Here is a 13,670-nt window from a genome sequence, read left to right as displayed (position 1 = left end):
TCCTTCAAATGTCTGTACGAAAATTTTTAACAATAGAGATAGTATAGCATGCTTCCATAAAAAAAACTCCCACCGTTCTGGCAGGAGTTAACAGGCTGATTTTCGCTAATGATTAAGCATCTTGGGCAGTCGCGGCAATATCGATTTCACGAATATTTACTTCTTGAGGCATGTCGTAGATGAATTTGACACTTTCTGCAACATGAACAGGGTTCAGCGTGATGCCGCCCATGCTTTCCTTCCAAGCTTCATAGTCAGTCAACGCGCTTTGATCAGTAACGTGCGTTAATAATTCTGTTTCAGCAGCCCCTGGTGCAACTAATGAAACTCGGACGTTTGAACCAGAAACTTCTTCACGGATTGTTTCGCTCAAGCCATGTACACCAAATTTTGAAGCCACATAAGCTGCGTGGTTGGTGAAGGTTTTCTTACCTGCAAGTGAAGACATGTTGATGACAGTTCCATGATTACGTTCTTTCATGCCAGGCAGCACGATTTGCATACCATTCAATACACCCATCACGTTGGTATTCATCATAGTTTGCCATTCTGCTGGATCTTGAGTCAAAACATTTCCTAACAACATTACACCAGCATTGTTGACTAATAAATCGACCGGGCCATAAACGGCTTCGGCTTTTTTGATACTTGCCGCAAAGACTTTTTGATCTGTCACGTCGACTTTTTCGATCATGACATTGTCAAAGTTTAAAGGCAAGGCCTCGATTTTTTCCACACGCCGTCCTAACAAAAGTAATGGGAACCCTGCTTGATTAAAAAGTTTGGCGATCTCCGCACCAAAACCTGAACTTGCACCTGTAATTACGACTAAAGATTTTTCCATTTAAATTGCCTTCTTTCAAATTTATGATAAACTAACTGTACTACCTGGAGCTAACTCCAAGTCAAGAGAGAAGTTTGGAAAAGATGAAAAAATTTTTGATCGGTGATATTACAGAGATGTACGGTATCTCGCAGGATACCTTGAGGTACTATGATAAAGCGGGGTTGCTGCCGTTTGTTAAAAAAAATCAGGCAGGACGCAGAGTCTTCACGGAGGATGATCTGGGCTATATCGAAGTGATCGATTGTTTGAAACGCTCAGGGATTCCAGTCAAAGAAATCGCAAAATTCATGGATTGGTGTGTCGAGGGTGACAAATCATTGCCTCAGCGCTACGCCTTTATGGTGGAACAAGAAGCCGTTTTGGAGAGAAAAATTCATGATTTGCAAGCGCAGCTCGATTTTCTACGATGGAAAAAGTGGTATTATCAAACAGCCAATGAGGCGCAAACGGAAAAAATCTTCTTTAAAGAAGGTACCCGCCAAGTCGATGATAAGTGGCACCAAAAGTATTTAGAGGCAAAAGAACTTGAATCTTAAGCGGATTCAAGTTCTTTTATTTTCTAAAGGAGGGTCGATTTAATGGCATGTTATATTTGATCTTTTAATAAAAATGAAAAAAACAGAGTAAATTATTCGCTTATTTTTGGAGTATATTAAAGTATAGCCAAAAACAATAAACCAAAAGATGGGGCCCATTTTTTGAATAAAAGGAGAGTACACTTATGCCAAAAATTTTGACGCAAATCACACTTTTTACCATGGGAAAAACAAATCTTGAGAAACGTATTTTGAAAGCGCAAACAGAAACGCCCGATCCAGATATCATCGTTCAATACCTTGTGGCTGTGCTGATTCGCCAATGTTTATGCGTAAGCGACTTTGCGGGAATCTGCAGCGATTTAATCAGAGAAATCTTTCTATTTGCGGAGCCGACAGAGGTGATGCGCAAATTTTGCCCGCTGTTTCGCCATGCCTTTAAAAGCGGCAAAGAGTGGGACCAAGTTCTTAAACGTTTATATAAAAATACGAAACAATACCATCGCTACAACAATCGTTTAGGTGAAAGCAAGCGATATTTACGCGAAAAAACCACCCCAGTTGAAGAATTAGAAGGTCAGCAATATAAAATTGTCTCGACCTTTGAAGATGCGATTGGCAAAGTGCATACATGGAGTTTACGGGATGCCGACCCGAAATCCTCGGCAATAAAAATAGATTCTGTACTAGAGCTGATGTCCACTTTGACCATTTTTGAAAAGGATGATGTTCGACGGTTTGTCAAAGTAGTGAATTCTGAGATCGATAACTGTACTCGTGATATCAAAATCAGAAATGGAGAAATCGTGGAGAATACTGATCCAGTCGATGAAGGTCAACCTGGAACAGGAATGTCGCCAGAAGCTGATTTGGATGATCTAAGTGAGGAAGAAAAACTGGAATTAGTAAAATACCTTCTACCTGAAGGCATTGTTTTAACCGATACTCGCATGGAAGAATTAAAGGATGACGTTTCAGCTAAAAAGGTGAGTAGTAATAGTACGCCAGAACAGTCCATTACCGCTACAGCCCCAAAAGCTGAATCAACTAGCGGATCAACAGCCTCCGCTGTCAAAGAACCGCCAAAAACCGAAGCCAAGAAACCCGCTGTACAGAAACCGATGGCACTTTCCGCAGCAAAGAAAAGACCCTATGTAAATTATCAAAAGCCGAAAAGTAAGAAGCAAAAGGAGCGGGAATATGAGGAAAGCCTGCTGAAAAAAACCAAGAAGGGCAAAAGTGATTCGCGGAAAAGGAAGAAAAAATAAGTCTGAATTTACAATAATTTGAAACGTTTCTTTGGTGCGGCCAGCAATTGAAATGGCCTCAGCACGAAGGTTTATTTGTTCTGCACAAATTACGGGATTTCTTACGTGCAAAAAATTGGATTGATAGATGAAAGAAAGGCGTGTAAAGTTGTTTTTATAAAACACTTTTGGAGGGAATCACAGTGCTGGAAGAGGAGATTGTCCCGCCGCTCCAACCTGCTGATTTTATTGACCCGGTCACTAGTACTCAACAGGCGGCTCAAAAGACTTCGATAGAGGATCAGCAGCGATAAAATATCGAAGTTAAAATGGGCAAGAACAAGTATGATCAAGAAGTCATGGTAGTCATTGCCGACCCTATACCTGTCGTGATTGATTTGGAAAAGGATTTAGTAACAAAGGAAAAAGGAAAGAAAATAAAGTAAGCGAGTAATTTTTCAGTGCATTACTATCGATAAAAAACAGGAGACACCTTCAAATTCTGAGGGTGTCTCCTGTTTTTTGTTAAGAAATCAATACGCCTACCGCTAAGAAGGCGAGGATCAAGATGATAATGGTAACCAGTAATTTGGTAACGAACTTGATCCATTTATCAAAGCCAACGTTTACTACTGACAGCGAAACGAGGATCAAACCTGTTGGGGCGACTAATCCAATCAAGCCTTGGCCCCAGTTATAAGCATCAACAATCAGTGCACGGTCGATGCCCACAACGTCAGCTAGTGGTGCCATGATAGGCATGGACAGCACAGCCAAACCAGAGGAGGATTGAATAAAGAATCCTAAAATGACATAAACCAGGAACATGAACCAAATGAAGATGACATTGTTCATCCCGCTGATGGCATTACTAAAGAAATTCATGATGGTATCGCTGATAAAACTATTCTCCATAACGATCCCAACAGAACGGGCCAATCCGACGATTAAGGCGACACCTAAAAGATCGGCCGCTCCGGTAACGAAGCTGTCGATGAATTTCTTTTCACCTAAACCAGAGACAAAAGCCAGTACATAGGTTACAGCTAAGAATACAACGGCGATTTCGGTGAAGTACCAGCCGAGTTGTTGAACGCCATAAATCATTACCACAAAACCCAAAGCGAAGACGATCAACGAGAATTTTTGTCGTTTGCTGAAGTTCGCATTTTTCTCGCGATCGTGGCTGCCTAAGAAACGCTCGCGGTCACTTTCTGCTTGATCAGCAACGAGCGAAGCGGCTGGATTTAACCGAACCTTTTCCGCATAGCGAATCGTATAAAGAATGGAGATACCGACTGCGGTGATCCACATCAAGATGCGCAGCGGCATGCCGTCGGTAAAACTGATGCCCGCAGCATTGGAAGCAATGACTGTCGAGAACGGATTGATCGTGGAACTCATCGTTCCGATCGCGGTCCCGAGATAGATCGTGGCGACCGCCGTCAGCGTATCATACCCCGCTAGCAAGAAAATCGGAATCAAGATTGGATAGAAGGCAATGGTTTCTTCCGCCAAGCCAAAGGTCGTTCCGCCAATCGCGATTAACGTTGTCACGATGACGATCAGCCATTTTTGTTTGCCTTTCAATTTTTCTGAGAGACGCATCATACCAGCATCCATCGCGCCTGTAGCATTTACGATACCGATCACGCCCCCTAAGATCAAAATAAAGATCATGATATCGACACTCTCAGTAATCCCTTGAACCTGAGATCTCAAAAACTGAGTAATCGTACCTGTAATGCCGCGTTTCGGTTTTTTGATTGCTTCATACGAGTTCGGAATCGCGGCTGGGCGGTAAATCGTGCCATCGCGAAACTTGCCGACTTTGATATGAATGTCATATTTATCTAATGTTTTTTGCGTTGCCGGCTCCATGATTGTTTTGTCATGTGCATCAGTGATGGCGAATTGATCTTTTCCGCTGTCATACGATAACGTGCTGTACTTGCCTGAAGGGATGAAAAAGGTCAATGCTTGAACGAGAATCAGGACGATAATGATGACGGTGTACGCGGATGGAAAACTACGTCGTTTCTTTTTAACTGATTGTTCCATGAGAAAGCCCCCTATTAATAAAAATTTAAAATAATTACTGCTAAAGTTTAGCATCCGAGGCTTATATTCTTAAAAAATTAGCCTGTGACTTTGTTGAAAATAGTCATTGATTCTTCTAAGAAGGTGATTCTATGAAAATTATTACTGTAAATAATCTGGCTTTTCCGCTATAATACGATAGGAACAAAAGGGAAAGGTGACATGAAATGGCCCAGCTTTTTTTTAAATACGGTGCAATGAACAGCGGGAAGACGATCGAGATTTTGAAAGTCGCCCATAACTATGAGGAACAGAATAAACCGGTGGTCTTGATGACTAGCGGATTAGATACACGCGAAGGTGTGGGGACGATCTCCAGTCGGATCGGATTGAGCCGGCCTGCCGTGCCAATTTTTTCGGAAACGAATATTTTTGATTTTATTGAAGGTCTCGATTACAAACCTTATTGTATATTGATCGATGAATCGCAATTTTTATCAAAGGCTCATGTTGTGCAATTGGCGCAAGTCGTGGATGACTTAGATATTCCAGTGATGGCGTTTGGTTTGAAAAATGATTTTCGAAATGAAATGTTCGAAGGCTCAAAATATTTGCTGCTTTATGCGGACAAATTAGAAGAGTTAAAAACGATCTGCTGGTTTTGCCATAAAAAGGCTACGATGAACCTGCATTATATTAATGGCCGCCCTGTTTATGAAGGCGATCAAGTGCAAATCGGGGGCAATGAAGCTTATTATCCTGTTTGTCGCAAGCATTACTTACATCCAGAAATTGACCATTCCGCTAATTAACGCTTTAACGGAATGATAGGCGTAATGAAAATGACCCATTTTTCTATAGAAAGATGAGTACTTTAAATGTAGAAGGAATAACGAAATTAGGAGGAATTTAACCAATGTACGATCAACTGCAAGCTATCGAAGATCGTTATGAGGAGCTTGGCGAATTATTGAGTGACCCGGAAGTCATCACTGATACGCAGCGCTTCATGCAGCTGTCAAAAGAAGAGGCTAGTACTCGTGATACAGTCGCAACGTATCGCCGCTATAAAAAAGTGGTGGAAGGTATCAGTGACGCGGAAGAATTATTAGGTGAAAACTTAGACGCGGAAATGGCGGAAATGGCCAAAGAAGAATTGTCAGATCTCAAAAAAGAAAAAGAAGCTTTAGAAGATGAAATCAAGATTCTGCTATTACCAAAAGACCCGAACGATGATAAAAACATCATCATGGAAATTCGCGGAGCCGCAGGTGGCGATGAAGCAGCGTTATTTGCTGGCGATCTTTTTACTATGTATCAGAAATATGCGGAAGCTCAAGGCTGGAAGACAGAAGTCATGGAAGCCAACGTAACAGGTATCGGCGGATACAAAGAAGTCATCATGATGATCACTGGTGATAACGTCTATTCAAAACTAAAATATGAAAGCGGCGCGCACCGCGTACAACGTGTGCCTTCAACGGAATCACAAGGCCGCATTCACACTTCAACAGCGACGGTCGTAGTCATGCCCGAAGCTGAAGAAGTTGAAATTGATTTAGCCGACAAAGACATTCGGACAGATATCTACCACGCATCAGGTGCTGGTGGACAGCACGTCAACAAGACAGCGTCTGCTGTCCGTTTGACGCATATTCCAACGGGTATTGCAGTAGCGATGCAGGATGAACGTTCGCAGATCAAGAACCGCGAAAAAGCGATGAAGATCTTGCGTGCTCGAGTGTATGATAAGATTCAACAAGAAGCCCAAAGCGAATACGATGCGAGTCGTAAATCGGCGGTGGGAACTGGGGATCGCTCTGAACGCATCCGGACATACAACTTCCCGCAAAATCGTGTGACCGATCACCGAATCGGCTTAACGATTCAAAAATTAGATCAGATCCTAGCAGGTAAGCTGGATGAGATTATCGATGCCTTGATTATGTATGATCAAACCAAGAAATTGGAAGATATGCAAAATGGCTAAAACTTATGTAGAAGTCCTGTCAGGGGCTTCTTCTTTTTTAGAAGCAGCTGGCAAAGAAGGTTATGCGATCGAATATCTTTTTCTCGCGCGCAAGCATTGGGATAAAACGCAATGGCTGTTGCACATGCGAGAAGAAATTTCGCCGGAAGACGAAACTGTGATCGAAAAGGATTTGGCGAGCTTAATGGAGAATATCCCGCCGCAATATTTATTAGGCTATGAATATTTCTTTGAGCACCGTTTTAAAGTAACGGAAGACACCTTGATTCCTCGTCCAGAAACGGAAGAGCTCGTCGCGCTGTGTTTGTCGCTGAATGATACTGAGCCTAAAAAGGTGGTCGATATTGGGACTGGCACAGGTGCTATCGCTATCAGTCTGAAGCTGAAACGTCCAAACTGGCAAGTGACCGCGGTCGATATATCGGCGGAAGCACTGAAAGTTGCCGAGAAAAATGCGGCCGACTTAAAGGCAGAGATTTGTTTTAAACAAAGCGATGTGCTGTCAGCAATCACCGAAAAACAGGATATCATTATCAGTAATCCGCCATACATCAGTCAAAGTGAATGGGACTTGATGGATGAGAGCGTACGAACCTATGAACCAAAGACAGCATTATTTGCTGATAACGACGGACTAGCTGTCTACCAAAAAATTGCGGCAGAAAGCCAAGCGCTTTTACAACCAAATGGCATGATTTTTTTAGAGATCGGATTTCAGCAGGGGCGTAAAGTACAAGAAATTTTCAGCACAGTCTTTCCAGAAAAAAAAGTGACTGTTCACCAGGACATGTCGGGAAATGATCGGATGGTCGTCATTAGTTGAAAATTATTTTTAGCTTTAAAAATAATAAAAGAACACTGATACAGCAATGTTTAAAACGTCAAAAAGTTATCAACATAGTTATACACACTTGACAACAGAGATATCAACAAGTTGAGGATAACTCGGAAACAAAAGTTTTTATATTAGGAAAAACGAAAAAAGGAGCTGTGGAGAAGCTGTGGAAACGAAAATTTTTCAATCGGATCAAATAAATCAGGCGGCGGCGTTATTACGTCAAGGAGAATTGGTGGCATTTCCTACGGAGACAGTCTACGGATTAGGCGCTAATGCGCTTTTGCCAGAGTCAGTGAAGCAAGTTTTTTCGGTCAAAGGACGTCCCAGCGATAATCCGCTGATCGTCCATGTCACGGACTTTTCGATGACTAAAGAGTATGTGGAAAGCTATCATCCGCTGACCGAAAAAATCGTGCAGCATTTCTGGCCGGGCCCACTAACATTGATCTTTTCAATCAAAACAGGAAGTTTGAGCCCAGTTGTGACGGGGGGCTTATCCACAGCGGCATTTCGAATGCCAGATAATAAAAAAACATTATCTTTAATTGAAGAAACCGGTGCGCCGTTGGTTGGTCCTAGTGCCAATACCTCAGGCAAACCAAGTCCGACGACCGCATTGCATGTTTATCATGATTTAAAAGGCAAAATCGCGGGGATTTTAGATGATGGCGCAACTCAAATCGGAGTGGAGTCAACGGTCTTGGATTTGAGCGGCGAGGTGCCAACGATTTTGCGTCCTGGAGCGGTCACTAAAGAGAAATTGGAAGAAGTTCTAGGTATCGAGGTTCCGCTGGACAAGCATTTAGTCACAGAGAGCGAGACACCGAAAGCTCCTGGCATGAAGTATAAACATTATTCACCGGATACACCGGTATTAATGATCAAACCGGCTGATTGGAAGCAAGCAATCGCTTGGGCCGAAATGAACAACAAGAAAGTCGGCTTGTTAACGACCCCGAAAATTGCGGATCAATATCGTTCAGCAGATCGTTTTGTTTTTGCGGACGATACGATTGAAGCTGCGACACGCGGTCTATTCAGCGGGTTACGTGCGCTGGATGAAGCCCAAAAGGCAGATATCATTTTTGCGGAGGTCTTTCCTGATGATCATTTAGGCTTGGCTTATATGAATCGTTTGAAGAAAGCGGCGGCACAAAACTATTTTGCAGAAAAGTAAACAAAAGATTCGATTATCTGCTGAATCTTTCGTATACTTAAAACAGAAAATTTGAAAGGTGGCGTTGGGATGGATTACAAAGCACTAGATCCCGAACTATGGGGAGCAATTGAAAATGAGGCGGAGCGGCAAGAGCAGAATATCGAGTTGATCGCCTCAGAAAACATCGTATCAGCAGCAGTACAGATGGCACAAGGGAGCGTCTTGACGAATAAATACGCGGAAGGCTATCCTGGGCGACGTTATTACGGCGGTTGTGAATTTGTCGATGTGGTAGAAAATTTGGCAATTGATCGCGCAAAAGAATTATTTGATGCAAAATTTGCAAATGTCCAAGCGCATTCGGGCTCACAGGCCAATCAAGCAGCTTACTTTTCATTAATCAATCCTGGCGATACCGTTTTAGGAATGGATCTATCAGCGGGTGGCCATTTAACTCATGGCTCACCAGTAAATGTCAGCGGCAAATTATACAACTTTGTCAGCTATGGCGTTGATCCTCATACAGAGACGATCGACTATGAAGTCGTTCGTATTTTGGCGAGGAAACATCAGCCTAAATTGATCGTGGCAGGCGCAAGTGCCTACAGTCGGACAATCGATTTTGCCCGTTTCCGTGAAATTGCGGATGAAGTTGACGCAAAATTAATGGTTGATATGGCTCATATCGCCGGACTTGTAGCCACGGGTTTACATCCTAACCCAGTACCTTATGCAGATGTCGTTACGTCAACGACACATAAAACGTTGCGCGGTCCTCGCGGCGGTCTGATTTTGACCAACGATGCGGACTTGGCGAAAAAAATTAATAGCGCAGTTTTCCCAGGCTTGCAAGGTGGACCATTGGAACACGTGATTGCGGGGAAAGCCGTAGCCTTCAAGGAAGCCTTGGCGCCAGAGTTTAAAGTTTACAGTGAACAAGTGCTGAAGAATGCTCAAGCAATGGTTAAAGCCTTCAACCAAGCGCCAGAAACGCGAGTAATCTCTGGTGCCAGCGACAATCATCTGCTTCTATTAGAAGTGACCGGCTTTGATGTGACTGGACGTGAAGCGGAAGAATTATTGGATACGGTGCATATTACGGTCAATAAAAATTCGATTCCTTTCGAGTCAAAGAGCTTCAAAGAAACCAGTGGGATTCGAATCGGAACGCCGGCCATCACCAGTCGCGGGTTCAAAGAAGAAGATGCTAAACGAGTAGCTGAATTGATCATCGAGACCTTACGTTCTAAAGGAGACGACGAGCGATTGGCGGAGATTCGCAAAGCTGTATTAGAATTAACAGAATCTCATCCAATTCAAGCAGAATTAGACTAGTTTTCTTTCTGCAGTTGTCTTATAATTAGGAGAAATGCAGAATAAAGACTGTCATATTCTAACTGCTTGTTTCGCAGGAAATCCAACGAAAAAGCAGTTTCCAGTATGGGATTTTGAGAAGTGGCAGACGGCATGCTGACCGAACGCATTTTTCGTTTAGAAAAATGAATACTTTAAAATGAATAAGGAGCAATTTATTATGGGCAAGTTTCAAGTAATTGATCATCCACTGATCCAACACAAATTAACGATTATTCGTGATAAAAATTGTGGAACAAAAGTTTTCCGTGAAGTCGTGAATGAAATCGCGATGTTGATGGCGTACGAAGTTTCTCGCGATATGCCATTAGAAGATATCGAGATCGAAACACCGATCACTTTATCAACGCAAAAAACGTTATCTGGGAAGAAAGTTGCGATCGTACCGATTCTACGCGCTGGTATCGGCATGGTAGATGGTATTTTAGAATTGATCCCGGCTGCAAAAGTCGGACATATCGGGATGTTCCGTGATGAAGAAACATTGGAACCACATGAATACTTCTTCAAAATGCCAGAAGATATCGACAGCCGTCAATTATTCATCGTTGACCCAATGTTAGCAACCGGCGGTTCAGCAATCATGGCGATTGATTCATTGAAAAAACGCGGCGCGTCAAACATGAAATTTGTTTGCTTAGTTGCGGCACCTGAAGGCGTGAAGGCTTTACAAGAAGCGCATCCAGATGTTGACATCTATACTGCTGCACTTGATGAACAATTGAATGAACTTGGTTACATCGTTCCTGGTCTAGGAGACGCAGGCGACCGTTTATTCGGAACAAAATAAAAAAAGCGAGCCGCGTTGAGCGGTTCGCTTTTTATTTTGGAAACTAAATCTTTCGCATTTGTTTATAATTGATGACGACAACACCATTGGAATGATTGATCAAGTCTTCGTTGTCTTGCTTCTCATCAATTTCAATGACTGCTGCGTTCTTCAATTGTTTAGCGATGATCCCAGTTTGGGATTGACCGCGAATAGTGAACATGACGTGTGTCTTTACGGGGAAGTCTTTCCCAGCTTCGGAAGGATCAACGTGTGTCTCTATTTTGCCAAATGTAGCCATTTGTATCAAACGCCTCCTTTTATCACTGTCTCTATTTTAGCATATTTTCAAGTTTTTTTCATGTAATCGCTTTTTAAGAGGAATCTTACTTTACTTTTTCGCAGAAGTTTTCTATAATTTCATTTGTACGATTCGCCAGCTTAGCTCAGTTGGTAGAGCAACGCACTCGTAACGCGTAGGTCACAGGTTCAAATCCTGCAGCTGGCATCATTTATGAAAACACCATCGTTTCAAAGCCTAGGCTAAGAATGCGGTGGTGTTTTCTTTAGTTATAATTAGTACGTAATAAAGTTAATCATAGGAGAAATATGAAAAAAATCTATGTGTTCCATTTTAGTGTTTTGATTTATATTTTATTCATGCATTTTACCCAAACGACGTTTTCCTTTATGGGGCTGAATGTCTTTTTGGCATGGCTGCCGATTCTTTTTGCGCAGCTTTTTCTGAAATTGAGAAGTAAATGGCAATGGCTTTTTGCACCGCTGTGGCTGCTGTTTTTTCCCAATGTTCCTTATTTGATGACCGATTTGTTTCATTTCGCAAGCTTGGATATCTATCGCAGGGGCGGACATTTCTTAAACAATTCCAGCGGCTGGTGGTCGTATCTTTTATTGTTACTGCCGGCATTGTTGATGGTATTTATCGGGATGGCCCAAGTATTCAAGTTATTTTCCGCAGTCAAATGGAAATGGCGGTTGCCGCAAAAGATTGGCGGCTTGGCTATTTTAGCGATTCTTTCTAGTATTGCCGTCTACATTGGCCGTTTTGATCGTGTTCATTCGATTGAATTATTGGTCCATCCGTGGCGTGTGTTAGAATTATTGGTAGGAAACTGGAGTGCAGGGAAAGTTCAATTTGTTCTGATGTTCAGTATTTTACAGCTGGGGATTTGGGGCTTGATTTATTTTTTGCAGCAGGATGCCGGAGAAGAATAAAGTTTTTGCAAAGTCAGCGATGCCTGCTTTTCATTAAGCAAAGAAGCGTCTATAATAAAGCGAGTATACTGGTGGAAAAGAGATGAACAATGGATAGATTAAAAAATAATAATGATGACAGCCGGATTGATTACGGCGTTATTTTACCTGTTTTTATATTATGTTTGATAGGGCTGTTGTCCCTGTATGTCGCATTGACTCAAGATCCAAGGAATCCGAATGTTTTTCGCGGTCTTGCGATGCAATCGGTGTGGTATGTGGTGGGCGCATTAGCTGTTGTGATCATCATTCATTTTGATGCGAAGCTCTTATGGCGCTTGACGCCGTTTTTATATGTGATCGGTTTGGCGGTTATGCTGGCCTTACTCAAATTCTATGATCCAACGCTCGCGGCCTCAACGGGTTCGAAAAACTGGTTCAAATTTGGTACCTTGACCTTTCAGCCTTCTGAGCTCATGAAGATCGCCTATATTTTGATGATGGCGCTGATTATTACCAAACATAATGTAGCCAATAAGGTTCATACGTTAAAGACGGATGCCTTTATGATCGGCAAGATGTTGTTAGTTACGATTCCAGTAATTGGTTTAGTTTTAGCGCAAAAGGATTTTGGGACGATGCTAGTCTTCTTAGCCATTTTTGCGGGAATGTTTTTGATGTCGGGAATCTCATGGTTGATTTTGATTCCGGCACTGATAGTGGCAGCCGTTCTAGGCGGTACGTTGATTTTCTTAGTCACGACAGATACAGGACGAGAACTGCTTACCCATATCGGCTTTAAGAATTATCAATTTGCTCGGATTGACTCTTGGCTGGAACCGTTCCATGATCCTCAAGGAAAAAGCTTCCAGTTGGCTCACGCCTTAATGGCAATCGGCTCTGGCGGCATGCTGGGAACGGGCTACAATGTCAGCAATGTCTATGTGCCAGTACGTGAATCGGATATGATCTTTACGGTTATCGGTGAGAACTTTGGTTTTGTCGGCGGCGCATTTGTGGTTTTGCTCTATTTTATTTTGATTTATCGAATGATTCGGTTATGCTTTGAAATGAATAATGAATTTTATGCCTATATCGCATCGGGAATCGTCATGATGATGCTGTTCCATGTTTTCGAAAACATTGGTGCGAACATTGGACTGTTGCCATTGACCGGGATTCCGCTGCCGTTTATCAGTCAAGGGGGTTCATCGATCTTAGGAAATATGATCGGAATCGGCTTGATCCTATCTATGCGTTATCAAAGTGCGAATAAGAAACCTATTAGGAGGACCCGTAGTGCTTAAATTTTATTGGTACCCAAAATGTTCGACTTGTCGGAAAGCCAAAGCTTGGTTAGATCAAGCGGGGGTGGACTATGAAACAATTGATTTGATTCAAGAGACACCTTCAGCAGCCACTTTTGAAAAGTGGCTGACAGCTAGTGAACAGCCTGTACGCAAATTTTTCAACACGAGCGGTATGAAGTATCGTGATCTGGGATTGAAGGACAAAATGGCGGATCTATCAGTGAAGGAAGCCAGCGAATTATTAGCAAGTGACGGGATGCTGGTGAAGCGCCCATTACTGATCAAAAATGATCAATTTTTAATGAATGGTTTTAAAGAGACAACTTACGAAGGAGCGTTTTAAAT

At 42.4% G+C, this 13,670-nt stretch carries 14 protein-coding genes and 1 tRNA gene; 12 read left to right on the top strand and 3 right to left on the bottom strand.

All coding sequences use genetic code 11. The features are described 5' to 3' along the window. Positions 1-112 precede the first annotated feature (112 nt). Entirely contained in the window at positions 113-844 is a 732-nt protein-coding gene (locus tag PGP85_RS06150; protein ID WP_270326564.1) for an SDR family oxidoreductase, read from the bottom strand. 83 nt (positions 845-927) lie between these two features. On the opposite strand from PGP85_RS06150, the gene PGP85_RS06145 reads away from it, so the two are divergent. Continuing rightward, positions 928-1,383: a MerR family transcriptional regulator gene (locus tag PGP85_RS06145; protein ID WP_010740589.1), complete on the top strand. Its 456-nt coding sequence runs from the start codon at positions 928-930 to the stop codon at positions 1,381-1,383. A 185-nt stretch (positions 1,384-1,568) separates the two neighbouring features. Then, complete coding sequence (locus PGP85_RS06140) at positions 1,569-2,651, top strand: hypothetical protein (RefSeq protein WP_010740588.1); 1,083 nt, start codon at positions 1,569-1,571, stop codon at positions 2,649-2,651. A 504-nt stretch (positions 2,652-3,155) separates the two neighbouring features. Here PGP85_RS06140 and PGP85_RS06135 read toward each other — a convergent pair. After that, positions 3,156-4,691: a YfcC family protein gene (locus PGP85_RS06135; RefSeq protein WP_010740587.1), complete on the bottom strand. Its 1,536-nt coding sequence runs from the start codon at positions 4,689-4,691 to the stop codon at positions 3,156-3,158. A 206-nt stretch (positions 4,692-4,897) separates the two neighbouring features. Here PGP85_RS06135 and PGP85_RS06130 point away from each other — a divergent pair, with 206 nt between their 5' ends. The 6 genes from PGP85_RS06130 (at position 4,898) to upp (ending at position 10,821) form a co-directional block, all read left to right on the top strand. Then, positions 4,898-5,482, top strand: a complete 585-nt coding sequence (locus PGP85_RS06130) for a thymidine kinase (protein WP_010740586.1) — start codon at positions 4,898-4,900, stop codon at positions 5,480-5,482. A gap of 104 nt (positions 5,483-5,586) precedes the next feature. Beyond that, complete coding sequence (gene prfA, locus PGP85_RS06125) at positions 5,587-6,660, top strand: peptide chain release factor 1 (protein ID WP_010740585.1); 1,074 nt, start codon at positions 5,587-5,589, stop codon at positions 6,658-6,660. Beyond that, a complete protein-coding gene (prmC, locus tag PGP85_RS06120; RefSeq protein WP_010740584.1) occupies positions 6,653-7,483 on the top strand; it encodes a peptide chain release factor N(5)-glutamine methyltransferase in 831 nt (276 codons plus the stop codon). Before prfA ends, prmC begins: the two co-directional genes overlap by 8 nt. Before the next feature lie 178 nt (positions 7,484-7,661). After that, a complete protein-coding gene (locus tag PGP85_RS06115) occupies positions 7,662-8,675 on the top strand; it encodes an L-threonylcarbamoyladenylate synthase (RefSeq protein ID WP_270326563.1) in 1,014 nt (337 codons plus the stop codon). 69 nt (positions 8,676-8,744) lie between these two features. Next, positions 8,745-9,992 carry a serine hydroxymethyltransferase gene (gene glyA / locus PGP85_RS06110; RefSeq protein WP_010740582.1) on the top strand — a complete coding sequence of 416 codons (1,248 nt, stop codon included), beginning with the start codon at positions 8,745-8,747 and terminating at the stop codon, positions 9,990-9,992. A 199-nt stretch (positions 9,993-10,191) separates the two neighbouring features. Continuing rightward, positions 10,192-10,821 (top strand): uracil phosphoribosyltransferase, encoded by a 630-nt coding sequence (gene upp / locus PGP85_RS06105; RefSeq protein WP_010740581.1) that lies wholly within the window; start codon positions 10,192-10,194, stop codon positions 10,819-10,821. A 43-nt stretch (positions 10,822-10,864) separates the two neighbouring features. On the opposite strand, the gene PGP85_RS06100 is transcribed toward upp, so the two are convergent. Further along, positions 10,865-11,101: a hypothetical protein gene (locus PGP85_RS06100; protein WP_010740580.1), complete on the bottom strand. Its 237-nt coding sequence runs from the start codon at positions 11,099-11,101 to the stop codon at positions 10,865-10,867. A gap of 134 nt (positions 11,102-11,235) precedes the next feature. On the opposite strand from PGP85_RS06100, the gene PGP85_RS06095 reads away from it, so the two are divergent. The 4 genes from PGP85_RS06095 (at position 11,236) to PGP85_RS06080 (ending at position 13,668) form a co-directional block, all read left to right on the top strand. Beyond that, a tRNA-Thr gene (locus PGP85_RS06095) sits at positions 11,236-11,308 on the top strand. A gap of 101 nt (positions 11,309-11,409) precedes the next feature. Beyond that, a complete protein-coding gene (locus PGP85_RS06090) occupies positions 11,410-12,036 on the top strand; it encodes a DUF1361 domain-containing protein (RefSeq protein ID WP_010740579.1) in 627 nt (208 codons plus the stop codon). Positions 12,037-12,125: 89 nt separating this feature from the next. Beyond that, positions 12,126-13,322: an FtsW/RodA/SpoVE family cell cycle protein gene (locus PGP85_RS06085; protein ID WP_270326559.1), complete on the top strand. Its 1,197-nt coding sequence runs from the start codon at positions 12,126-12,128 to the stop codon at positions 13,320-13,322. Then, the gene (locus PGP85_RS06080; protein ID WP_010740577.1) at positions 13,315-13,668 is read left to right on the top strand and encodes an arsenate reductase family protein; all 354 of its coding nucleotides are present in this window, start codon (positions 13,315-13,317) and stop codon (positions 13,666-13,668) included. The genes PGP85_RS06085 and PGP85_RS06080 overlap by 8 nt, the downstream gene beginning before the upstream one ends. Positions 13,669-13,670: the final 2 nt, after the last annotated feature.

This window comes from Enterococcus malodoratus (assembly GCF_027659535.1).
GTDB classification, from domain to species: domain Bacteria; phylum Bacillota; class Bacilli; order Lactobacillales; family Enterococcaceae; genus Enterococcus_A; species Enterococcus_A malodoratus.
The sequence above is the reverse complement of the archived record's forward strand: the minus strand, read 5'-3'. Positions and strand labels throughout refer to the sequence as shown.